Below are 24,347 nucleotides of genomic sequence, written 5' to 3'. Positions count from 1 at the left end.
CTCTCATACATTATTCTTTATTCAAGATATCAAACTCCTTTCATATACATAAAGAGAAAGGGGTGAAGGGTATGCGGCAGCAGTTATATGAATTGCTTCAAGAGCGGGTTCAGCAATGCGTGACAAGTAAAAGGAATTTGAATGGAATATGTGAAAAAATTGAGCGGAAAAGAGTCTCATTAAACCGTCGAATGGCTGAAATGATGAAAGTGAATGCAAAAGGGATGATTAATGAGATCAGGACAGAAGATGAAGTAGAAAACGTTCAGTATCAAGTGCATTTTCGCTATCTAATTAAGCAAAAAAAGCGGCTCTATTTGGAAGAAGAGGTTGAAAAAAGACAAGCACAATTCTATAAAGGGGCACTTATTTATGATGAGGAGTTGAATCCATTTCAATCAAATGAAGTAAATATTGATGCTGTACCCGTTATCGAGATGGATGAACGTGAAGATAGAATAGTCTATCAATATGATCGTCTAAGGGCGGTTCAATATGCTGAAAGATGGTGGAATGAGTTTAATCCGGCCTATGAAAAATTTGATGTAGACTGCACGAATTATATTTCTCAATGCTTGCATGCAGGTGGTGCACCAATGAGGGGTTACCCAGGACGAGGCAATGGCTGGTGGATGCAGAATCAGAATTGGAGCTACAGCTGGACTGTTGCCAATTCATTAAGGTGGTATTTGCCTAATTCTAAAATCGGCTTAAGAGCCAGGGAAGTATCAAGTCCTGATGAACTATTATTAGGTGATGTCATCTGCTATGACTTTGAAGGGGATGGAAGGTTTAATCATACGACAATCGTAACTGGACGGGATGCTGAAGGGATGCCGCTTGTGAATGCTCATACCTTTAATAGTCGTATGCGTTATTGGGCATACGAAGATTCAACCGCGTATACGCCAAATATTAACTATAAGTTTTTAACTATTATTGATGATAAAGGGATTAAAGCTTGACCCGTCTTGTCTCCTTAATGGAGAGTGGTATAATATGAAATAGAGTTTATTTTAGAGGTGAAAATATTGGCATTGCATGTAGTTTTATTCCAACCAGAAATTCCTGCAAATACAGGGAATATAGCACGTACTTGTGCGGCTACAGATACGACTTTACATTTAATCCGTCCTCTTGGTTTTTCTACTGATGATAAGATGCTTAAACGTGCCGGATTGGATTATTGGGAGTTTGTTACAATTGTTTATTATGATTCGATAGAGGAGTTTTTTGTGCAGAATACAGGCGGTGAGTTCTTATTTTTAACGAAGTATGGCAAAAAGCCCCATTCCTCCTTTGATTATAGTGACAAGGAAAAGGATTATTATTTTATTTTTGGAAGAGAGACGAACGGTCTTCCAGATGATATTATTGAAAATAATCGTGAGCGTACATTAAGAGTTCCAATGACTGATAACGTGCGCTCCTTAAATCTTTCTAATACAGCAGCTATTCTTGTGTATGAAGCATTGCGACAGCAGGACTATATCCATTTGAAATAAGTAAAAGGAACCTAAGACGGGTTCCTTTTTCATTTTGACTGCTTTATTAGCATGGTTCGCTAACCAAGTTTGTTTTTAAAAAATTCTGTCGGTATTATTTTAATTTATTAGTTAATTTCGTTATCATAAGAGTATCAATACAATATAAAGGATGGTTATTATGAATCAAATTATTGAAACCCTGCTGGCTCACCGCTCGATACGTCGACTTCAGGACAAACCCCTAACTAAAGAGCAAATTGAATTGATTGTTGCAAGTGCGCAGGCAGCGTCAACATCAAGCTATATTCAGGCTTACTCTATTATTGGCATTACAGACCCGGATAAGAAGAGGAGATTGGCGGAGCTTGCCGGTAATCAGAGCTATGTAGAGAAGAATGGTCATTTCTTTGTTTTTTGCGGTGATCTCCATCGTCTTGAAATTGCCGGCAGCATGGAGAATAAAGAAGTTATGGATTCATTAGAGAGTACAGAAAAGTTTATGGTGATGTTAATTGATACAGCATTAGCTGCACAAAATGCAGCCATTGCTGCTGAGTCACTTGGCTTAGGTATCTGCTATATTGGAGGAGTTCGAAATCACCTTGATGAAGTATGCGAGCTTTTAAACACACCGAAAAGAGTGATACCGCTGTTTGGTATGGCAGTAGGATATCCAGAACAATTAACGGATAAAAAGCCAAGACTTCCATTAGCACATATTTACCATGAGAATGAATATGAGCAGGATGAAGAGGTCTACAAGCAGCAGCTCGGGGAATATAATAAGGAAATTTCTCGTTATTACAATGAACGTACGAAAGGAAAACGGGACGATACCTGGACTGGCCAGATGATAGGAATGCTTAGTGGTAAGTCAAGAATGTATATGCATGAATTTATAAAAAAACATGGATTAAATCTAAAATGAGAAAAGGCCGCAAATTGCGGCCTTTTCTTTTTTAGAAGTCTAGCTCAAGAAACGATCAGCTTTTGGTCCAGCCGATAAGGAGCCTTGGACATTTCATTATTACTTAGTAATTTTCGGTTTGTCGTTATAGCCTGCTGTAAAGATGGCAGCGAGGAAAGTTACCATTACGCCAAGAACAAGGATCATCCCCATTGGTATGTAGGCCTCCTTCTATAAGTTATGAAAATCATAATATAAATAGACAGTTTCATTATAGCTTATTCTAAAAAGTCTGTGAATGCAATGTTAGAAAATTTTTAACTAATGAAATAATTAGTATTTAAAGTGGCAGGTAAAATCGATCAGAATGATTTTGTAAAATTCTTTTAGAAGAATTTGATATAGTAATCATTATTTTTCATTTCTAGCATAAATAAAGAACTATACCTTTTCTTTCTAGGCCAAGTTGATTCTCCTTTTTAGGCATGTTGGCTCTAAACTAAGCATACATTGTATTAATCAGCTTGGAATAAAGTGAAACTTTCATCGCTGCAGGGTGCTTTCCTTTAGTGATGATAGTGTCAAATCATACGTGTTACATTTGGTGGTTGGTACTAGCTCGGACTATTACAGGCAGAAATTCTTTTGGCCAGTAAACTGGGATAATGCGACAGGGGAGGTCCATATGGATATATTAAAAAAGATTGAGCTATATCGTAAAGAAGAGGAAATGCTTAAATGGGAAGGTACATTCGGAGAATACTTAGAGATTATTAAAGAAAAGCCATGGGTGGCACAGTCTGCTCATTCAAGGGTCTACAATATGATTAAGGATTCTGGTGTAGAAGAAGTCAATGGTCATAAACGATATAAGTTTTTCTCAAACCAGCTGTTCGGTTTAGAAGAAGCATTAGAAAGATTAGTAGAAGAATATTTCCATCCTTCAGCTAAGCGGCTGGATGTTAGGAAACGGATTTTACTGTTAATGGGTCCTGTTAGCGGCGGTAAATCTACTTTAGTAACGATGCTAAAAAGAGGTTTAGAGGGATATTCATTATCTGACAGGGGAGCTGTCTATGGTATCAAGGGCTGCCCAATGCATGAAGATCCGCTTCATCTAATTCCGCATCATTTACGTAAGGATTTTTACGATGAATATGGAATTCGAATTGAAGGGAATCTTTCACCACTAAATTTAATGCGCTTGGAGCAGGAGTATGATGGACGAATCGAAGATGTAATGGTTGAAAGAGTATTTTTCTCAGAGGACCGTCGGGTTGGAATTGGTACATTTAGTCCATCTGATCCAAAATCGCAGGACATTGCAGATTTAACAGGAAGTATTGACTTTTCAACGATTGCGGAGTATGGTTCGGAGTCTGACCCACGGGCATATCGATTTGACGGTGAATTAAATAAAGCAAACCGTGGTATGATGGAGTTCCAGGAAATGCTAAAATGTGATGAAAAATTCCTCTGGCATTTATTATCACTAACGCAGGAGGGGAATTTCAAAGCAGGAAGGTTTGCACTCATAAGTGCTGATGAATTAATTGTGGCTCATACCAATGAAACGGAATATCGTTCCTTTATTTCAAATAAGAAAAATGAAGCACTACATTCTAGGATTATTGTGATGCCAATTCCGTACAATTTAAAAGTGACGGAAGAAGAGAAAATCTATGAAAAAATGATCCGCGAAAGCGATGTGTCTGATGTACACATTGCCCCACATACATTGAAGGTAGCGGCAATGTTTACGATTCTAACTAGATTAAAGGAACCTAAAAAAGGTGATATTGATTTAGTGAAGAAAATGCGCCTTTATGATGGAGAAAATGTCGAAGGCTATAATCGAGCGGATGTAGAGGAGCTGAAAAAGGAATATGTAGATGAAGGAATGAGCGGTATTGACCCTCGTTATGTCATCAACAGGATTTCCTCCACGATCATCCGTAAAGAAATGACAAGCATCAATGCATTGGATGTACTCCGTTCCTTGAAGGAAGGCTTGGATCAGCATCCATCCATTACAGCGGAATTACGTGAACGCTATTTAAATTATATCTCACTTGCACGAAAAGAATATGATGATATTGCGAAAAAAGAGGTACAAAAGGCATTTGTTTATTCCTATGAGGAATCTGCGAAAACATTGATGGATAACTATTTAGATAATGTCGAGGCCTACTGCAATAAAATCAAGCTTCGTGACCCGCTCACAGGTGAGGAAATTAATCCAGATGAAAAACTAATGCGTTCGATTGAGGAACAGATTGGAATTTCTGAAAATGCTAAAAAAGCTTTCCGTGAGGAGATATTAATTAGAATTTCAGCCTATGCACGTAAAGGGAAACGATTTGATTATAACTCACATGACCGCCTGCGTGAGGCTATTCAGAAAAAGCTATTTGCTGATTTAAAGGATGTAGTGAAAATTACGACATCTACGAAAACGCCGGATGAGCAGCAGCTGAAAAAGGTAAATGAAGTGGTTGCACGTCTAATTGATGAACATGGTTATAATTCTACTTCTGCTAATGAATTACTGCGCTATGTCGGCAGCTTATTAAATCGTTAATAGGACCATATATAATTGCTGAAAGGCTATCCGTTTCTATGACGGGTAGCCTTTTTATGTACATATGGGCCTCCGTAATAAAGTGGCTGCATCGAAATAGGTCAAAAGTTTTATTTTGACTGATAATTGTTATTTTTCTCACAGACCATAACATATCGGATGCGTTAAAATTGCCTTATTAATATAAAAGGGGAACTTGTTATGGGACTAACAATAGGCAAAAAACTATTAGCAGGATTTTTGTTTATTCTTTTATTATTAGTGATTGGCAGTTTCATTTCAATTAATAGAATAAGTTTTACAGAGCATACCTACAAACAGCTTATTGAAGAAAACGTAGAAAATGCAATGTTTGCGAAAGATTTACAGATCCTTTATTTTGATCAATCCAATGCAATAAAAAATTACTTATTAACAGGTGATAAAACATATGTAGCACAATATGATGAGTACCTGGCCCAGGCAAAAGAAACCCTCAAAAACATGCTAAAAGCATACAACAATGAGAAGGATATAGAGATTATTAAACAACTATCTGCTTTTCAGATAAGAAACGATGAGATTGTTCAAAAGGAAATAAAGCTGAAAAATGCAGGCGATGAAATCGGATATAAAAATTTAATGAACACATCAGGAAAAACAATTTCAAACGTCTTCCAGAAAAAAATTGCAGAACTCGATAAAGGACAGGAGAAAATTGTATTTAGCGGGATTAAAGAAGCATCAGATTTAGTTTCTAGTACAAAGCTTTTTGTCCTAGTAATAGGGATCGTAAGTGTATGTTTAGGTGTCGCTCTATCGATACTAATGAGCCGTTCAATATCAAAGCCGATAAAACAGGCTGCAGAGGTTCTTCATAAGGTTGCAGAAGGAGACTTACATATCAAAAAGCTGAAGAAAAAATCAAATGACGAGGTGGGAGATCTTTACGATTCCTACAATAAAATGGTACAGGATTTGCGAATGGTGGTAGGGCAAATTCAGGAATCATCGACAAGTGTTGCGTCAAGTAGTGAAGAATTGGCTGCTAGTGCAGCAGAGAGCACTTCTGCTGCCGAGCAGGTATCGAGAATGACGCAGGACAGCGCGGAAGGCATCGAACAGCAATTAATTCAATATAAAGCATTATCTAGTTTAATCAATGATATGAATAACGGCATTCAACAGGTAGCAGAAAATAGTGAGGAGATGCTGAATTTAACGAAAAAGACAAGCGATTTAACTGGTGAAGGAGAAAAGTATATTGACCATGTTGTAGGACAAATGAATCAAATCCAACAAACTGTATCAAAGGCGAGCAATTCCATCCATTCATTAAGAGAGCGCTCAAATGAAATAAGCCAAATTATTGAAATCATTACAGGTGTTGCTGAACAGACGAATTTACTTGCCTTAAATGCAGCTATTGAAGCTGCAAGAGCGGGTGAACATGGAAGAGGTTTCGCCGTTGTTGCCGAAGAGGTTAGAAAGCTGGCCGAGGAATCGAAACGTTCAGCAGGTCAAATAACAAAAATGATACACCATATCCAGCTTGAAACAATGGAATCTGTTCAAATGATGGAACAGGAAAATACGCAGGTTGATCAGGGTCTGAAAGAAACAGAAGAGGCCTATCATGCATTCAAATCTATTTCTCAGGCAATGGGAAAAGTGACAGAAAAGGTTGTTGAAGTTAGTTCGTCTGTAGAAACGATGATAAGGGCAAGCAGCCGGATTAAGGAATCAATAGAAAAAGCGACAGAGATTGCTGAGAAAAGTTCCCATAACAGTCAAGAGAGTGCTGCAGCGACGCAAGAACAGTTTGCCGCAATGGAGGAAGTGGCTGCATCGGCACAATTTCTATCTAAAATGGCGGAGGATCTTCTATTTATTATTTCTAAATTTAAGCTATAAAAGTAGAAGAAAGTCTGATGACAAAGGGAGTATCATTCCATGAGAAAAAGGAAATTCATGCTGGTATTAATTTTGGGCATAGCAATGGTTTTAGCTGCATGTGGTCAATCTTCTTCTAATAAAGGTAAAGATGCAGATGAGAAAGATACCTATTTGATTATTGCAGGGCATGCTGCTGCAAAGGAACATTTTGGACAAAAGTCATTTGAAAAGTTTAAAGAACTGGTTGAAAAAAATAGTAATGGGAGAATTAAGGTGGAAGTTCATCCGAATGGCGAGCTTGGCGGTGAAAGAGAAATGGTGGAGAAGCTTCTGCTCGGTGAAATAACGATGATGGCTCCTGCTTCTGCGCCTTTGGATGCAGTAACTAAAAGCATGGCGGTTTGGGATTTGCCTTATTTATTTAATGATTCAGAAACAGCTCATAGAGTATTAGATGGTGAAGTAGGTCAGGAAGTTCTTGATTCGATGGCGGATAAAGGATTAGTTGGACTGGCTTATTGGGAAAACGGTTTCCGGCACTTAACAAATAATATTAGACCTATTGCAAATGTTTCAGATCTAGCGGGTATTAATATGCGGACATTAGAAAATCCCATGCAAATTAAGGCATGGGATTTAGCAGGAGCGAATGCAACACCAATTGCCTTTACAGAATTATATAGTGCTCTGGAGAGTCATACTGTAGATGCACAGGAAACACCACTATCCCTTATGTATTCAATGAAATTTTATGAAGTACAAAAATATTTATCGTTAACAGGCCATACATATTCACCGTGGCCAGTGGTTATTAATAAAGAGTTTTTTGATAGTCTTCCTGAAGACCTGCAGCAGGTGGTTCGTGATGCAGCTTACGAAACTCGTGAGTATAATAGGCAGTTATCGAGGGAAGATGAAGAAACGGCGCTTCAGTTGTTAAAAGAACAAGGTATGGAAGTTATAGAGTATACGGATGAGCAAAAACAAGAATTTAAAAATGCTATGAGCAGTATATATTCTGATGTAAAAAGCGATGTTGGGGAAGAATTATTTAATAAATTAATGAATGAAACCTCAAAATAAGAAAGTATAATAATTGATAAAAACCCGGTGAAATTGTTCATCGGGTTTTTGCTTAGGATTTTAACAGAAGAGATAAGAATCACTGCGCTATAAAAAACTTGTCTTTTTCTTCAGGCAATTCATCCAATAATGAAATTACTTGTAAATTATTTTGTCTTTCCGCATATGATAGAGTAATCCACCGATTTATCTGAAATTTTCACTCGGGATATTGTATGTGTGAAAGGTAAATATGTGCAAATGAAAGCAACTATTTTTTAAGGAGGGGTTGAAATGAGCGATAAAGATAACCATCAATTTGTGATCTCCAAAGAAGATTGGTCCCTCCATCGCAAAGGCCACGATGACCAACAGCGGCATCAAGAAAAAGTTCAAGAAGCGATACGTAATAATCTCCCCGATTTAATTACAGAAGAGAGTATTATTATGTCAAACGGCCGAGAAGTTGTAAAAATACCGATTCGTTCTCTTGACGAATATAAGATCCGCTATAACTATGATAAGAATAAACATGTGGGTCAAGGCGACGGGGATAGCAAAGTAGGAGATGTAGTTGCACGTGATGGTTCAGATGGAAAGAAGGGACCTGGCAAAGGACAGGGCGCAGGAGACCAGCCTGGAGAAGATTATTTTGAGGCAGAGGTTTCCTTAATGGAATTAGAAGAGGCATTATTTAAACAATTAGAGCTTCCTAATTTAAAGAAGAAAGAGTTACAGGAGAATATTGTTGAAGATATTGAATTTAATGATATTCGAAAGACAGGATTAATGGGTAATATCGATAAGAAAAGAACGATGATGTCTGCCTTTAAACGAAATGCTATGAAAGGAACACCTAAATTTCATCCAATATATAAAGAGGATTTGAAGTTTAAAACCTGGAACGAAATTGTAAAACCAGATTCAAAAGCAGTGGTTCTAGCTATGATGGATACGAGCGGCAGTATGGGAATATGGGAGAAGTACATGGCCAGAAGCTTTTTCTTTTGGATGACCAGGTTTTTGCGTTCAAAATATGAAACTGTAGAAATTGAGTTTATTGCTCACCATACGGAGGCAAAGGTTGTTTCAGAAGAGGATTTCTTTTCAAGAGGAGAAAGCGGTGGAACCATTTGTTCATCTGCATATCGAAAAGCACTTGAGTTGATTGAGGAAAAATATCATCCAAACCGGTATAATATCTATCCATTTCATTTTTCTGATGGAGATAACTTGACCTCTGATAATGCTCGTTGTGTAAAGCTTGTAGAGGAATTAATTAAGGTATCGAGTATGTTCGGATATGGTGAAGTTAATCAGTATAATCGACATTCAACTCTTATGTCCGCCTACAAAAACATCAAAAATGAACACTTCAAATATTATATCCTCAAGCAAAAGGCAGATGTCTTTCATGCTATGAAGAGCTTCTTTAAAAACGAAGGAGAGACAAAGCAGTATGCATAGAAAAAATCGGCAGTGCTAAGAGCACCTGCCGATTTTAATTTTAGATAAACTTTACACACACTGGGTGTGGAACAGTAATATCGGATTGAAGCAATGTCAGTCTCCCAGTGTCAGTGTTTCTTTTAAATACAGCTAGATTACTCGACTCTTGATTTGAAGCAATCATAAATTCTTCCGTCGGGTCCAGTGAAAAGTCACGTGGCCAGTCTCCTGCTGTTGAGATGTGCTCCACAAAGGTCAGCTTATACGTCTCAGGGTCAATGCTGAACAAGGCAATACTGTTATGTCCGCGATTGCCTGCATATATGAATCGGCCGTCAGAAGAAAGCTGGATGGCACTGCCTTGATTATTCTCTGTAAAATCAGCAGGTATAGCAGATATGGTTTGTATTTCTTTAAATGCTCCATTATTTGCATCATATTGTAGGACAATAACCTCTGAACTGAATTCGGTCATTATATAGGCAAACCTTCCATTTGGATGAAAGGCAAGATGACGAGGACCGCTTCCTGCTGGAAAGGCGATATGATTAACTACTGTCAATTGTCCATTTTGTAACTGATAGGTAATCAGCTGATCAATTCCTAAATCGATCACTGATATAAATTTTTCATCCGGAGTGAATGCCGCATAATGTGTATGTGGTATTTGCTCGGTATTTCTTCCTTGATGCTGAATTTTAGAAGGAGCTGGATTAATTGTTCCATTTTCTTGATCGATTATGTATGCCTCTACCGTTCCCTTATGATAATTTCCTGATAAAAGATAGTGGTTATCTCGATTCACGCTAACATGACAAGGGGGAGACCCTTTTTCGGTTTGTTGATTTAGAAATTGTAATTCACCCGTAATATTGTTAAGAGAAAAGGATGCTACTCCTCCGTTTTCACCGTCCTTGGCAACAGAATATAAATACTGATGGTCAGAACTGATGGTTAGATAAGTAGGATTTTCTATTTTAGCTGCAACCTTGATATCCTCAACCTTTGTAGATTCTGTATTAAAGGTGAAAGTATAAATTCCTTCACTGCTGCCTTTTGTATATGTACCAATAAATCCGCGAAACTTTGTCATTTACATTTCCTCCTGTAACAAATATATCTACAGAGAATCTTATCATAATCGGAATTCAATATGCGAGTGGAGGCATATACAAAAAACGGAGTCAGCCAGTTAATCGGAATAAATAATGGAAAAGCTGTATAGTTTATAACAATAAATAGATTCGAAATAATGTGCAGAGGGGAGAGACATGGGGAAAAAAATATTATTTTATGTGATTGGCATCAGCATCGCTTGTTTGGGTGTTACGTTTATCCTGAAGTCTAATGCGGGAGCTGGTCCTCAGGATGTAGTGTTAATGGTTTTAGCAGAAAAGTCAGGTTTTACCTTTGGAACATGGGTTATTATTTCACAGGGATTGTTCTTATTATTTAATTCATTCCTCTTAAAGAAGAGGCCGGAGTTTGAGTCCGTTATTACAATGGTATTTTGGGGCCTAGTTGTTGATTTTTGGATGGAAATAATATTTTCTGACTTAGAATTATTCTTAAGTACCCCTATATTAAGGTGGTCGTGTTTTCTGTTAGGTGTATTATTAATAGGAATTGGAGTAGGGATTTATTTAACGCCTAATTTGCCAAGGATGCCATATGATGGCATGATGGTTGCTTTATGTGAAAGGTTTCAATTAAGCTTAATGGTATCAAGAACGATCCTTGAGATTACCTTTATTATCATTGGAATCATAGTCGGTGGTAAAATTGGAGCCGGTACGATTGTGTTGGTGGTTTGTATCGGAACGATCATTCAATTTTTTAATCAGTTATCGCATAAGCTTTACACAATCAGTTAAATGCTCTCCTATAGGAGAGCATTTATTAGTACCTGGACTTTTTCATTATTGAAGAGTTTGACCGGTGGTCGTTGTATAGCTGTTTAATACTAGCTGCATATCTTGTTCTGACAACTGTGCTACTTGGTAGTATTGATGCTTGTTCTGATACTGGAATATTTCATACGCCATCTCGATATAGTTTGGTACAGAATCGGCCATTACCCTTCGGACCACAGGGTTTGTAACTTCAAGTGCTGCTCGTGTAAGTCCATTTGCATCAGCCTTAATTAATCCCAGCATATAATTTGAAATACAGCGATCTCCAATTTCGGATGGATCCATTTTCGGCTTTCTTGGCTGACTTGGAGTTAAGCCGTAAGCCACGTCGTTTGATTGTGTCATTTTATAACTGGAAGTAGGCTGTGATGGGTTCATACCGGATTTGAAGCATTCCGTTAAGATATTGTAGGTAGTCAGCATAAATTGGTGCTGACGGTTAATGATATCCAATAATTCAGGATCCTTTACATGCTGCTTATAGAGTAAATATTGATCCAATGTCGAAATAGTACAGCTTAAAACTTCATGAACATCCATCATTTCATGTCCACCGTGTTTCGTATCTGATTGCCGCTGCATATTTTGCATCATTGCTTGGTTGTTAAGCACAGGCTGTTGATTCATTCCTTGTTGTTGATTATTCATCATTCCTAGCTGTTGATTATTCATCATCTTATGAATGACCTCCACTTCATAGTTGCAGGCTTATATGCCATACATGATTATTGTGTTAAAAATGTCTATAATCATGTAAGGGATAATCACCAATAGATAGTAATTTCATCCTTACATAAAAAACACTTTCTATTTTTGACATTATGTTATCAAATATGATAATATAATCAATATAAATAATAAAAAGGTGATTTAACATGAAAGAACGAAAAATTGATATATTACTGCATCCTGTCCGTTTAAGAATTATTCAAAAGTTTCTTGGTGGTGATGTAAGAACTGCCAAGGAGCTTGCACAGCTCTTGCCGGAAATCGCTCAAGCAACTCTTTACCGCCAGCTAGATACACTTGTAAAAGCAAATATATTAATTATTAGCGACGAAAAACCAATTAGAGGAACAATAGAAAAGGTTTATTCCTTAAATCCGCTTGAAGCAAGTATCACGACAAAGGATGTAAACAATGTGTCTAAAGAAGAGCACATCCAGTATTTTATGTTATTTACAACGCATTTATTAGCTCAATTTGAGAGTTATCTGGAGCAGGAAAAAATTGATTTAGAGCGTGATGGAGTAGCGTATAGGCAGACAGCCTTTTATTTAAGTGATGAGGAATTTCAGGACTTTTTTATTGAAATGGCAAAGATTTTTCAAAAGGCCTCTGCCAATAAGCCAAGTCCTGAAAGAAAGAAACGTTATATTTCAACAATCATTATTCCGGAAGCCGATTAGGAGGATGTAAACATGAGCCAAAATATAGATGTTACGATTGAAGGTCAATATACGCTAAAGGGCACGTTAACCATTCCAACCGACTTAAAAGAAAAAAATCCGGCTATTTTGATTATTCCTGGGACAGGGACGACGAACAGAGACGGTAATGACAAAGGAATAGTAATCAACATTTATAAGGATTTAGCAGAGTTCTTTACATCCAATGGTTTTATTACTCTTCGTTATGATAAAAGGGGTACACATGAAAGCGGCGGTGATTATTACACAGCAGGTGTAAAGGACCTCATTGATGACGCTGCAGCATGTGTTAGGTTTTTAAAAATGGATCATCGTGTAGATCCCAATTCAGTCATACTATTAGGACATAGTGAGGGTGCCTTGCTTGCACCCGCAGTCCATGATCAGGAGCCGGCTGCAGGATTAATGCTGTTGGCTGGAGCCGCAGATTCCTCAAAGGCTTTATTGCCAAAACAGTTTGAAATGGCGATGAAAGAGATTAAAGAAACAAGGGGCTTTAAAGGCTGGTTATTTAAACTTTTGAAAGTAGCTGCAAAAGCACAGAAACAGCAGGATGCAGTAATGGCTAAAATCCTGAATTCTACGGAAGATACGTTAAAAATTAAAGGTACGAAAATAAACGCGAAATGGATGCGGGAGCAATACGATTATGATGTCTGCGAGTACTTACAGAAAGTAACCTGTCCTACGCTCGCTATTACAGGGGATAAAGATATACAAGTACCACCAGACCATGCAGAAAAAATAGCAGGAATGGTAAAAGGAGAATCAGAGTGGCATATCATTCATGATATGAATCATATTCTACGTAAATATACGAAAGAGCATAAAATGCTTACTTTAATAAAGGAATATAAAACACTATTTGACCAGCCAATCGATACGGACCTTTTCGACATAATGGAGAAATGGCTAAAAGAATATTACCTTCACTAACAAAAATGGTGTCAGGCACCACATATGGACAAAACTACTTACTTTGTCTTTATGCGGTGCCTGACACCATTACTTATTAATGTGGCAGAAACGCGAGCTGATAGAAGAAAAGGATGGCGAATACAAATACGATTGGATGAACTTCGCGCCATTTTCCTTTTACTAGTTTAAGCAGCGGGTATGAGATAAATCCAAGTGCAATTCCAGTTGCGATGCTTGATGTTAATGGCATACTTAGGATGATTAGAAAGGCTGGAAAGGCCTCTTCAAAGTCATGCCAGTTGATATGAACCACATTCCCCATCATTAAACTGCCGACAATTATTAATGCAGGGGCTGTAATAGCAGATAATCCTGATACCGCACTGACAAGCGGTCCGAAGAACGCTGAAACAATAAATAAAATACCAACAGTTAGGGTTGTTAATCCTGTTCTCCCTCCGGCAGCAACACCTGTAGAGGATTCGATAAAAGCAGAGGTAGGACTAGTACCAAACATCGACCCGATCGTAGTAGCAATCGAATCTGACAGCAATGCTTCACGGGCACGGGGCATTTTTTTATCCTTCATCAGGCCTGCCTGCTGTGCAACAGCAACCATTGTACCTGTCGTATCAAAAATGGTTACTAATAAGAATGAAAATACAACTGCATAAAGGCTGTGCTGAATGACCTCACCGAAGGCAGTAATTGGGTTAGCGATGATAAGTCCTTCAGGAATACTAGGCAGTGCAACAAAACCCTCATTAAATGAAAGCTGACCGAAAAGGAAAGCGACTAGAGCGGTAACGACCATTCCGATAAATAATGCACCGTTCACTCCTAATGTCATGAGAATTAAGGTAACAGCTAGGCCGAATAATGCCAAAAGGGCTGACGGCGAGTGAAGATCACCTAATGCCACGAGATTGGACGGATGGCTTGTCACTAAGCCAGTTAAGCGGAGGCCGATAAAGGCAATAAATAAGCCTATCCCAGCACTAATTCCGTGCTTTAGATTTTCGGGTATCGCTTCAATTAATACCTCACGAAAACGGGTTAAAGATAAAATAACAAAAATAATACCTGCAATAAATACAGCTGCAAAGGCAGTTTGATAATCGATATTACCATGCGAACCAACAACAGAGTAGGCGAAATAGGCATTCATGCCCATTCCAGGAGCAACTGCGATTGGATAATTGGCGAACAATGCCATCCATAAAGTTCCGACAGCAGATGCAATAATTGTAGCCATAAAAACTTGATCAAAAGGAACACCTGCATCGGATAAGATAATTGGGTTTACAACGACAATATAAACCATCGTTAAAAAGGTGGTAATACCAGCCATAATTTCTGTTTTCACAGTTGTGTTATTTTCCTTAAGTTTAAACATAGTTGCCCTCCAAAAAGTACGAACAATTTACAATCACATCTTCTATAATATTCGTTTATATGATGTAATTCAAGTTTTTTCTTAGTATGAGTAAAAAACAAAAATAGATGCTTCTGAAATTAATAAAAGCAATACTAAAATAGGAAAGGGTAAGAATCCAAGAATAGATTCTTACCCTTTACGAACCAATTAATCTTAAAAGAATATATTTAATATATAGTAGAAAATACCTGCAACGGTAGCTGAAATCGGTAAAGTGATTACCCATGTGATAAGCATTCGTTGTGCAGTTCCCCATTTAACACCCTTTAATCGATGAGAAGCTCCAACGCCCATAATTGATGAGGAAATAACATGCGTTGTACTTACGGGTAAATGAATATAAGTAGCACCGAAAATAATCATGGCACCGGTTAAATCGGCAGCAACGCCGTTAACAGGGCGAATTTTCATGATATTACCGCCGACTGTTTTAATAATTTTCCAACCGCCGACAGAAGTACCAAGACCCATGGCTAGCGCACAGGATAGTTGAACCCAGAATGGAACATCGTCAGTAGAAAGCTGTCCGGCAGAAATTAAGGCCATAGTGATAATTCCCATTGCTTTCTGTGCATCATTTGTTCCATGTGAGTATGCTTGCAAAGCAGCCGTGAAAATTTGAATTACCCGGAAGCCTTTGTTTGTTTTTGCTAAATTATTTTCTTTAAATATCACTTTAAAAATACTATATACAATATAGCCTACGATAAAGGCTAGTATTGGTGAAATGATAAGTGCCTGGATAATTTTAATAAACCCGCTATAATTCAGTGCATTAAATCCAGCTGCAGCGATAGCAGCGCCTGCAATTGAACCGATAATGGCATGTGACGAGCTGCTAGGGATTCCGTAATACCAAGTAAGCAGATTCCAAAAGATAGCTGCAAGCAAAGCCGCTAAAATAACAATAGAGCCATTTTCCAATGTAAAGGGATCTACAATATCCTTTGTTATCGCTTTTGCTACACCCGTAAAGGTCATGGCCCCAACAAAGTTCATAACCGCTGCTAATAGAATCGCATGCCGAGGTCTAAGCGCTTTAGTTGAAACAGCAGTTGCAATTGCATTTGCCGTGTCATGAAATCCATTAATGAAATCAAATGCTAAGGCACAAATGACAATAAGGGCCGTTAAAATAATAAGTCCATCCATGTAGTTACTACTCCTTACGCATTCTTCATTATTATTGTTTCTAATGTATTGGCAACATTTTGACAGTAATCAGCTATATCTTCAAGATTTTCATAAATTTCCTTGTATTGAATGATTTTAATTGGATCCTTTTCAACAGAAAATAAATGTTTAATGGATTGTCGACGTATACCGTCACATTTTGATTCATAATCCTTAATTTTAATCGCATGGTCACGAATCTGTGGAAGCTTTTTCGTTGAAAGAAGATCGATTGAATCTTGAATTTCATGAGAACAATTTTTAATGGCATCGACAAATTTCAGCATGAAATCATCTGCTTCTGTGATTGAGTACATTTCAAATAGAGCAGAACAGTGTTCTAATCCGTCTAATACATCATCCATACTCATCGCTAGGGCAAGAATATCTTCCCTTTCGATTGGAGTGATAAAGGCATTATTCAATTCCTTAATCACATCATGGATGTATGTATCTCCTTTAGTTTCATATTCTTTCATTGTTTCGGAGAAGACTTTTAAATCACTGACATTCTTTAATTTATAATCATAAAAATAGTTTGCTGCTTCCTTCAAATTTGTGGAAATATTGTTCAGTAAAGTAGAGAATTTATCCTTCTTTTTAAATACCATTTTTGTTACCCCCAATTATTTATCCAATCTTGCCAAACAAGCCTAGATAATTTTATAAAAAAAATGTCGAATGTTAAAGTTATTTCGCGAAAAATTTACATAATCTTAATATTAATCCTCTTGCGGTCTTTATAAATAAATTTTCTATTTTTAATATTTGTCTGTCTAAAGGATTTATGTGTGTATTTTATTCACTGTCTTTTATTTTAGTGTTAAGATATGGTTAAATTAGGCAATGGAGGTGCAAATATGGTTATTAGCATAAATCATACGATTCGTTTACATAACGGAGTAGAGATGCCGCAGTTTGGCCTTGGTGTATACAAAGTAGAGGCTGGCGGTGTTGCGGTTGATACAGTAAAAACGGCATTAAGCTTGGGGTATCGTTCAATTGATACGGCTGCTTTCTATGATAATGAAGAGGGAGTCGGTCAAGCACTGAAGGAAAGCGGGATCCCAAGGGAGGAAATCTTTGTTACAACAAAGGTTTGGAATACAGACCAGGGCTATGAAGAAACACTTGCTGCTTTTGAAAAAAGCCGAAAAAGGCTTGGTTTGGATTATCTTGATATGTATTTAGTACATTGGCCTGTAAAGGGTAAATATATAGATACTTGGAAAGCGTTAGAGAAGCTTTACCAAGAGGGCACTATAAAGGCAATAGGTGTTAGTAACTTTCAGATACATCATCTGGAGGATTTATTCACCCATGCGAATGAAAAGCCCGTCTTGAATCAAATTGAACTACACCCTTTGCTGACACAGGAGAAGGTAAGGGCATTTTGTAAAGAAAATGATATTGCTGTTGAAGCATGGTCACCGATAGCAAGAGGAAAATTAGTTGATGATCCTACCCTACTGTCAATCGCAGAAAAGTATGAAAAGACAAGTACACAAGTAATCTTAAGATGGCATCTGCAAAATAATGTCATTGTGATTCCTAAATCAGTCACACCTTCTAGAATTAAAGAAAATGCTGATATCTTTCATTTTGAATTAACAGATGAGGATATGGAAAAAATCAATGGCTTAAATGAAAATAAGCGATTTGGACCAAATCCAGATGATTTTTAAAATAATAAACAAGGAAATCCTGCAAAGCTATTTGCAGGATTTTTTATATTGAATAGGGGTCAATTCCCGTGAAAATATTTTGTTTATCAAGGAAGGGGGCATGACAAATAATCTTTTCTTCTGTAAAAGGGTGGGTCAATTCCAGTTTTACTGCATGTAATGCTTGTCGTGAAAATGTTGGTTTGCCGCCATATAAAAGGTCACCTGCAAGTGGATGGCCTATATGACTGAAATGGACCCGAATTTGATGGGTGCGTCCAGTTTCAAGGAAGCATTTTACCAGGGTAAGATTTTGCTTGTGATCTGTTTTCAAAACCTCAAAATAGGTTACAGCCTTTTGGCCTGATGGAGAAACTCTTCTTCTCGTCGCATGATGACGGTCACGTCCGATTGGTTCGGTGATGGAACCCTTTTTGACTTTTAGAATTCCCTCAACAAGAGCAAGATAGGTTCGTTTGATTTCTCGCTTTTCAAGCATGTGATCAAGAATAGAACCAATGAAGGAATGCTTAGCAAATAGTACAGCTCCGGTTGTATCTCGATCAAGCCTGTGAACATGTTTAACCTGTCTATATTCACCTTGAGAAAGCAGATGATAGGCTGTTGCATTTGCCAATGTGTTCGTTTCCTCAGGAGAATTAGGATGTGTATCCATATTAGAGGGTTTATTGACAACCAGTAGATGATCATCTTCATATAGTATGGCTATATCATGATAGGACGGCTGTATACCAAAATCCTGCTCGGAAAAAAGCCGAATATCAAGCCGGTCGTTTTGATTTAGAGAAACTGTCCAATCTGCACCTTGTCCATTTATTCTTACGCCTTTTTCCATTCTTAAAGAATGAGTTAGTTTTTTAGGTGCATTCCAAATGGTTCGGAATAAATCCTGCACAGATGTGCCATCCCATTCTTCCGGGATAATAATTTCCAGCCATTCTCCTTTTCGGCTTGTTTTAATCATAAGAAAATCTCCTTTTACAGACAGTAATCTCTTAGCTTTCCTTGTTATCCATTTTCTTTTGCTTGTGGTGTGAATTACCACCATAATATCACACGATAATATGTTATTCTATGTATATCTAACAGTGATGATTATAGAGCAGTTAAAAGGTGGGGGTTTTTTGTGAAGGTGGTTTTTGCTTCGACTCCGGATCAGCAAGAAAAAATTACGGAGTTGATTAGGCAATTGTATTCAGATGTATTTCCGAATTATTTTTCTGATGAAGAGATTGCAAAGTTTGAAAGGCTTAACGTATTATATATTTCGTCAAGTCATTTTGAACAGCTGGATACGTTAAAGGATGCTTTTCAAGTCATTACAAGCTTACAAACAATCATTTCCATCCTTGAAAGTGACAGTTTGGATGAGCAGTATATTGAAACTTATTATAAAAATATTTCTATTCTTGAACAATATGGTTTGAATTTTCCTTTTGAATTTCAACAATTTGCAGACTTGAAACTATCAGGAAATAGCGAATTAAGTATATATTCTAGAGCTGCTAATGAATTGTTAGTTTAGCAAAAAAAAATAAAAGGCTGCTAGTGCAGACTTTTATTTTTTTTGACTATTTTCAGTAAACCATTGTCTGTATTCCTCTTCACTTGTTAATCCGGTAATCCTCGCTGTTTCTTTTCCATCTTTATATTGAACAATTGTTGGTGTTTCTTGAATTCCATAATCATCCCATCCTTGCTCAAATTCAAGCAGATTATATTGGACAAGATTTATTTCCATTTCTTCAGCTAATGGAGAAAGAATGGGGGTAGCTTGTTTACAGTATTCACATGTTGATTGAAAAAAGTAAACAGTCATATCTTCTTTGTCATTCAACTTTTGATCCAGTTCATCCGGTAAGATGATGTTTTGATAATTTTCATTATCTAATAATGCTGCAGTCTCTGGATGAAGCGTATCCTTCTTATATGGATTATCTTCCACTTTTTCGTTGTTTTGCATATTCGTTAGTACGGCAACTCCGATAAACAACACAATAATAATGGCTAAAAATATCAGTACTTTTTTCATCTTTAGTCCTCCTTTGAATGTTTCCAGATGAGAATACTGCAAATGAAGATAATAATAAAGGCGATTAGTGCTAAAAATGGGATAGAGATAAATCCAAACCAATTTATGTATTGACCTGTACAAGGAATTCTGCCACAGGCTGGTGCAAAATCGGCAAGAAAGCTTAGCTTTTGTAATGAATAGTGATAAATGGAGATGCTTCCACCGACCGCTGATAATATCATCGAATACAGGGACATTTTATAATCCTTTTTAACATAAGCAATTCCTAAAAGGATTGTAAAGGGATACATAACAATACGCTGATACCAGCACAGTGTACAGGGCTCGAATTGACGAATCTCCGAAAAGTACAAGCTGCCAAACATGGCTATAACTGAGGCTGCCCATGCTATGAAAAGGAGTGATTCCCGTTTATCTTTTTGACTTTTTTCCATTATGGCCTCCCTAAAACAATAATGATGGCTTGTACAAATTATTCCATCTATTATGAATTATATATGGGAACTAGAAATACTGTAAAATAAAAAGCAAAAATTGTTGTTTTTTTTCGGTTAGATGGTTTGGAACACTTCTTTATTAATTAGTATATTTCCTGTATATTTTATAGAGTACCTCATTACTAACATAATGTGATAAAGATGGATTGATTTAGGAGGGTTACATATGGATTGGAAGCAAAAGGCTGAAAGATGGTTGCAATTCGAGGGTTTAGATACTGTTGTTAAAGAACAATTAGATAAGATAAAAAAAGACGATAGAAGCCTTGAAGAGGCTTTTTATAAGGATTTAGAATTTGGAACAGGAGGTATGAGAGGTGAGATTGGAGCTGGAACGAATCGTATGAACCTCTACACGATTCGAAAGGCTTCTGCCGGACTCGCTGCATATATTGAAGCAAATGGGCTGGAGGCTAAAAAAAGAGGCGTTGTTATTGCTTATGATTCACGTCATTTTTCTCCTGAATTTGCCATGGAGGCGGCTAAAACCTTGTCTACAAGAGACATCCGGTCGTATGTGTTTGACGCTTTGCGTCCAACGCCGGAGTTATCATTTGCTGTCCGCCACCTGCATGCATTTTCTGGGATTGTGATAACGGCTAGTCATAATCCTCCTGAATATAATGGATATAAGGTCTACGGACCAGATGGCGGGCAGCTCCCTCCTGAAGGAGCAGATGTCATCATTGCAAAAATCAATGAAATTGAGAATGAATTATTAATTCAGGTAGAGGACCAACAGTCCTTAATGGATAAAGGTTTAATCACAATGATTGGTCAAGAAATCGATCAAGCATACAATGAGAAGCTCATGACCATTTCGGAGAACCCTAATATGGCGGACGAAGTTGATGTAAAAGTGGTATTTACACCGCTTCACGGTACGGGAAATATCCCAGTTAGAGACGGTTTAAAGGCCTTAAAATATCAACATGTGTCAGTCGTGAAAGAACAGGAATTACCTGACCCTGAATTTTCAACAGTAAAAAGTCCGAATCCGGAAGAGCATGCTGCCTTTACATTGGCGATAGAGGAAGGAAACAGAATTGGAGCAGATCTTTTGATTGCAACTGATCCAGATGCTGATCGGTTAGGCATTGCTGTTAAAAATGAGAAGGGTGAATATGTTGTCCTGACTGGAAACCAAACAGGTGCAATCCTCTTACATTATATTTTGTCTGAGAAGCAGGCAAAGGGAACAATGCCAAAGAACGGTGTGATGATTAAAACGATTGTCACAAGTGAATTAGGAAGAAAAATTGCTGAATCCTTTGGTGTAACAACGCTGGATGTCTTAACTGGATTTAAGTTTATCGGTGAAAAAATAAAAGAATATGAAACGACTGGTGAATATAAGTTTTTGTTCGGCTATGAGGAAAGCTACGGTTATTTAATCGGTGATTTTGTAAGGGATAAAGATGCTGTTCAAGCTGCCCTCTTGGCAACAGAGGTAAGTGCTTTCTATAAAAAGAAAGGCATGAGCTTACATGATGCACTTATTTCTATCTTTAATCAATACGGCTTTTTCCAAGAAGGACTTCGGTCCTTAACATTGAAAGGGAAGGACGGGGCTGAATTAATTCAAAAAACACTAGCCTCTTTCCGCGCTAACCCGATTCAAGAGCTAGATGGTCTAAAAGTTTCTGCCGTTGAAGATTATTTAACCGGTTCTAGGACTGAAGCGGATGGAACAGAAAAGGTTATTTCCTTGCCAAAATCAAATGTGATTAAATATTACTTTGAAGATGGAACCTGGATTTGCTTAAGACCATCTGGAACAGAGCCGAAAGTGAAATTTTACTTTAGTGTGTCTGGCTCTGATTTAAATGAGAGTAAACAAAAGCTTGCCGAAATGGAAAAACAATTTATGGAGCTTGTGGAACAAAAAATGGCTGACTTGTCTAAATAATCCTTTTAAAAACACGGATTCTTGAAGAATCCGTGTTTTTTTGTTTTTCTTACTGCTACGAACTCATTTCAGCATGTATAATGTTTCGTCTGCTATATCACGATCATGTAATTCAAGAGCATGATCAATATATCTTAGTAAAGAATATAAATGTTTTTCGATAATGGAATAATCCTTTTCAAAATTATAGGCATGAAGAAAATGTTCAATTTTCTTTGCCAAAAAATTATCAGACGTTCTTACCATAAGGATTAATAAGTTATCCCATTCCGAGCGGTGTGTGTAATATAATGCTCGGTCATAGTCCATAGTCATCAAATCCTCTCCTCCTCCTTTTGTTCTAAGGAGTTAGTATTAGTGTATGAAGGAAGGCGAAAATATTACAGTGTAAATGTTGGACGGATAAGAATAAACAAACTTTCCGATTGGCAAGGCACCCATGCTTTTCTTTAATTGCTTGACACAAACATTCATCTTTCAGCTTTTTACCTCATACATTGAGATATGGAAGCATGAAGGGAGAGAGTGGGATGAACGAAGCAGAAAGGAAAGAACTTGAATATGCAATAGGTGAGATAACTGAGATCGCAACGGGTTTTGGGCTTGATTTCTATCCGATGCGTTATGAAATATGTCCAGCAGATATTATTTATACTTTCGGGGCATACGGTATGCCTACGCGTTTTTCACACTGGAGCTTTGGAAAGCAATTTCATAAAATGAAGCTTCATTATGACCTTGGCTTATCTAAAATTTATGAGCTTGTGATAAATTCAGATCCCTGCTATGCCTTTTTACTTGATTCAAACTCGCTTATTCAAAATAAACTGATTGTTGCTCACGTATTAGCACACTGTGATTTCTTTAAGAATAATGTTCGCTTCCAAAATACAAAGAGGGAAATGGTCGAGAGTATGGCGGCAACGGCTGATCGAATAAGAAAATATGAAATTCTTCATGGAAAACAGGAGGTAGAGCTATTTCTAGACGCAGTGCTTGCTATTGAAGAACACATAGATCCATCATTAATTCGGCCAAAGCTTTCGTGGGATTTGGAGGATGTTGAGTTTGAAGAAGTTAAAAAACCTTCACAGTATGATGATTTATGGTCACTGGATGAAGCAAAGCCACAAACTTCGGATAAGAAGAAGCAAAGGCAATTCCCACCGCGGCCTGAAAAGGATTTATTATTGTTTATTGAATCGTACAGTCGTGAACTAACCGATTGGCAGCGGGATATCCTAACAATGATGCGGGAGGAAATGCTGTATTTTTGGCCGCAAATGGAAACAAAAATTATGAATGAGGGATGGGCTTCCTATTGGCATCAGCGAATTTTGCGGGAAATGGATTTAACAAGTGCTGAGGCGCTGGAGTTCGCCAAGCTAAATGCAGGCGTTGTACAGCCTTCCCGTACAAGCATTAATCCCTATTACTTAGGTTTGAAAATTTATGAGGATATTGAAGAGCGTTTTAACAACCCTACAGAAGAAATGAAAAAAAGAGGTGTTGTAGCTGGTTCAGGGCGAGAAAAAATGTTTGAGGTTCGTGAAATTGAATCAGACATTTCCTTTTTACGAAATTATTTAACAAAGGACTTAGTCATGCGTGAAGATATGTATCTTTTCCAAAAGCAAGGAAAGGAATATAAGATTGTCGGAAAGGAATGGGAACAAGTCCGTGACCAGCTTGTAAACATGCGAGTTAATGGCGGTTTTCCTTATCTCACGGTGAATGACGGCGATTATATGAAGAGTGGAGAGCTCTATTTAAAGCATTGGTACGAAGGAATTGAATTAGATCTACGTTACCTAGAAAAGGTTCTTCCATATGTTCATCAATTATGGGGAAGAGCAGTCCATTTGGAAACGGTAAGCGAGGAAAGGCATATCCTATTTACGTATGATGGGAAAAATATTCAACGAAAATTTATTTAAGATCTGGTATTAGCAACTTTTTAATATATAATAACTAATTGATGAACGCTG

General features: G+C 37.4%; 23 protein-coding genes. 14 read left to right on the top strand and 9 right to left on the bottom strand.

All coding sequences use genetic code 11. The features are described from left to right. Positions 1–71 precede the first annotated feature (71 nt). From ACHUFV_RS09405 to yhbH, 7 genes are all read left to right on the top strand, one after another. Positions 72–965, top strand: a complete 894-nt coding sequence (locus ACHUFV_RS09405) for an amidase domain-containing protein (RefSeq protein WP_394233309.1) — start codon at positions 72–74, stop codon at positions 963–965. A 66-nt stretch (positions 966–1,031) separates the two neighbouring features. After that, positions 1,032–1,505 carry a tRNA (uridine(34)/cytosine(34)/5-carboxymethylaminomethyluridine(34)-2'-O)-methyltransferase TrmL gene (trmL, locus tag ACHUFV_RS09400; protein ID WP_394233308.1) on the top strand — a complete coding sequence of 158 codons (474 nt, stop codon included), beginning with the start codon at positions 1,032–1,034 and terminating at the stop codon, positions 1,503–1,505. A gap of 160 nt (positions 1,506–1,665) precedes the next feature. Next, positions 1,666–2,415 (top strand): oxygen-insensitive NADPH nitroreductase, encoded by a 750-nt coding sequence (nfsA, locus tag ACHUFV_RS09395; RefSeq protein WP_394233307.1) that lies wholly within the window; start codon positions 1,666–1,668, stop codon positions 2,413–2,415. A gap of 664 nt (positions 2,416–3,079) precedes the next feature. After that, entirely contained in the window at positions 3,080–4,975 is a 1,896-nt protein-coding gene (locus ACHUFV_RS09390) for a PrkA family serine protein kinase (protein WP_394233306.1), read from the top strand. Between the two features lie 201 nt (positions 4,976–5,176). Then, complete coding sequence (locus ACHUFV_RS09385; RefSeq protein WP_394233305.1) at positions 5,177–6,868, top strand: methyl-accepting chemotaxis protein; 1,692 nt, start codon at positions 5,177–5,179, stop codon at positions 6,866–6,868. Between the two features lie 39 nt (positions 6,869–6,907). Next, the gene (locus tag ACHUFV_RS09380) at positions 6,908–7,933 is read left to right on the top strand and encodes a TRAP transporter substrate-binding protein (protein ID WP_394233304.1); all 1,026 of its coding nucleotides are present in this window, start codon (positions 6,908–6,910) and stop codon (positions 7,931–7,933) included. A 273-nt stretch (positions 7,934–8,206) separates the two neighbouring features. Next, entirely contained in the window at positions 8,207–9,379 is a 1,173-nt protein-coding gene (gene yhbH / locus ACHUFV_RS09375) for a sporulation protein YhbH (protein WP_394233303.1), read from the top strand. 40 nt (positions 9,380–9,419) lie between these two features. On the opposite strand, the gene ACHUFV_RS09370 is transcribed toward yhbH, so the two are convergent. Next, on the bottom strand, positions 9,420–10,454 hold the full coding sequence (locus ACHUFV_RS09370) for a lactonase family protein (RefSeq protein WP_394233302.1): 1,035 nt from the start codon (positions 10,452–10,454) through the stop codon (positions 9,420–9,422). Positions 10,455–10,632: 178 nt separating this feature from the next. Between ACHUFV_RS09370 and ACHUFV_RS09365 the strand changes: the two genes are divergently transcribed. Continuing rightward, positions 10,633–11,235, top strand: a complete 603-nt coding sequence (locus ACHUFV_RS09365) for a YczE/YyaS/YitT family protein (protein ID WP_394233301.1) — start codon at positions 10,633–10,635, stop codon at positions 11,233–11,235. Positions 11,236–11,280: 45 nt separating this feature from the next. Here the strand turns inward: ACHUFV_RS09365 and ACHUFV_RS09360 are convergent, their stop codons facing one another. Then, positions 11,281–11,946: a spore coat protein gene (locus ACHUFV_RS09360; RefSeq protein ID WP_394233458.1), complete on the bottom strand. Its 666-nt coding sequence runs from the start codon at positions 11,944–11,946 to the stop codon at positions 11,281–11,283. 203 nt (positions 11,947–12,149) lie between these two features. On the opposite strand from ACHUFV_RS09360, the gene ACHUFV_RS09355 reads away from it, so the two are divergent. Next, positions 12,150–12,683 (top strand): helix-turn-helix domain-containing protein, encoded by a 534-nt coding sequence (locus ACHUFV_RS09355; protein WP_394233300.1) that lies wholly within the window; start codon positions 12,150–12,152, stop codon positions 12,681–12,683. A 12-nt stretch (positions 12,684–12,695) separates the two neighbouring features. Then, a complete protein-coding gene (locus ACHUFV_RS09350; protein WP_394233299.1) occupies positions 12,696–13,640 on the top strand; it encodes an alpha/beta hydrolase family protein in 945 nt (314 codons plus the stop codon). Between the two features lie 76 nt (positions 13,641–13,716). Here ACHUFV_RS09350 and ACHUFV_RS09345 read toward each other — a convergent pair whose 3' ends face one another. The 3 genes from ACHUFV_RS09345 to ACHUFV_RS09335 all read right to left on the bottom strand — a co-directional run bounded on the left by ACHUFV_RS09345 (position 13,717) and on the right by ACHUFV_RS09335 (position 16,844). Beyond that, a complete protein-coding gene (locus ACHUFV_RS09345; RefSeq protein ID WP_394233298.1) occupies positions 13,717–15,018 on the bottom strand; it encodes an NCS2 family permease in 1,302 nt (433 codons plus the stop codon). 195 nt (positions 15,019–15,213) lie between these two features. After that, positions 15,214–16,212, bottom strand: coding sequence for an inorganic phosphate transporter (locus tag ACHUFV_RS09340; protein WP_394233297.1), 999 nt, complete (start codon positions 16,210–16,212; stop codon positions 15,214–15,216). 14 nt (positions 16,213–16,226) lie between these two features. Continuing rightward, positions 16,227–16,844 (bottom strand): DUF47 domain-containing protein, encoded by a 618-nt coding sequence (locus ACHUFV_RS09335; RefSeq protein WP_394233296.1) that lies wholly within the window; start codon positions 16,842–16,844, stop codon positions 16,227–16,229. A gap of 249 nt (positions 16,845–17,093) precedes the next feature. On the opposite strand from ACHUFV_RS09335, the gene ACHUFV_RS09330 reads away from it, so the two are divergent. Continuing rightward, positions 17,094–17,918, top strand: coding sequence for an aldo/keto reductase (locus ACHUFV_RS09330; RefSeq protein ID WP_394233295.1), 825 nt, complete (start codon positions 17,094–17,096; stop codon positions 17,916–17,918). A gap of 43 nt (positions 17,919–17,961) precedes the next feature. Here the strand turns inward: ACHUFV_RS09330 and ACHUFV_RS09325 are convergent, their stop codons facing one another. Then, positions 17,962–18,882: an RluA family pseudouridine synthase gene (locus tag ACHUFV_RS09325; RefSeq protein WP_394233294.1), complete on the bottom strand. Its 921-nt coding sequence runs from the start codon at positions 18,880–18,882 to the stop codon at positions 17,962–17,964. 162 nt (positions 18,883–19,044) lie between these two features. Between ACHUFV_RS09325 and ACHUFV_RS09320 the strand changes: the two genes are divergently transcribed. After that, positions 19,045–19,443 (top strand): YhcU family protein, encoded by a 399-nt coding sequence (locus ACHUFV_RS09320; RefSeq protein ID WP_394233293.1) that lies wholly within the window; start codon positions 19,045–19,047, stop codon positions 19,441–19,443. Between the two features lie 33 nt (positions 19,444–19,476). On the opposite strand, the gene ACHUFV_RS09315 is transcribed toward ACHUFV_RS09320, so the two are convergent. Both ACHUFV_RS09315 and ACHUFV_RS09310 read right to left on the bottom strand, forming a co-directional pair. Beyond that, a complete protein-coding gene (locus ACHUFV_RS09315) occupies positions 19,477–19,950 on the bottom strand; it encodes a thioredoxin domain-containing protein (protein ID WP_394233292.1) in 474 nt (157 codons plus the stop codon). Between the two features lie 2 nt (positions 19,951–19,952). After that, positions 19,953–20,387 (bottom strand): disulfide oxidoreductase, encoded by a 435-nt coding sequence (locus ACHUFV_RS09310; RefSeq protein ID WP_394233291.1) that lies wholly within the window; start codon positions 20,385–20,387, stop codon positions 19,953–19,955. 229 nt (positions 20,388–20,616) lie between these two features. Between ACHUFV_RS09310 and ACHUFV_RS09305 the strand changes: the two genes are divergently transcribed. Continuing rightward, entirely contained in the window at positions 20,617–22,359 is a 1,743-nt protein-coding gene (locus ACHUFV_RS09305; protein ID WP_394233290.1) for a phospho-sugar mutase, read from the top strand. 63 nt (positions 22,360–22,422) lie between these two features. On the opposite strand, the gene ACHUFV_RS09300 is transcribed toward ACHUFV_RS09305, so the two are convergent. Next, complete coding sequence (locus ACHUFV_RS09300) at positions 22,423–22,677, bottom strand: YhdB family protein (protein WP_394233289.1); 255 nt, start codon at positions 22,675–22,677, stop codon at positions 22,423–22,425. 212 nt (positions 22,678–22,889) lie between these two features. Here ACHUFV_RS09300 and ACHUFV_RS09295 point away from each other — a divergent pair, with 212 nt between their 5' ends. Next, the gene (locus ACHUFV_RS09295) at positions 22,890–24,296 is read left to right on the top strand and encodes a SpoVR family protein (RefSeq protein ID WP_394233288.1); all 1,407 of its coding nucleotides are present in this window, start codon (positions 22,890–22,892) and stop codon (positions 24,294–24,296) included. Positions 24,297–24,347 lie beyond the last annotated feature (51 nt).

Source organism: Niallia oryzisoli, from assembly GCF_043641075.1.
Taxonomy (GTDB): Bacteria; Bacillota; Bacilli; order Bacillales; family Cytobacillaceae; genus Bacillus_BD; species Bacillus_BD oryzisoli_A.
This window is presented reverse-complemented; position numbering and strand designations above follow the sequence as displayed.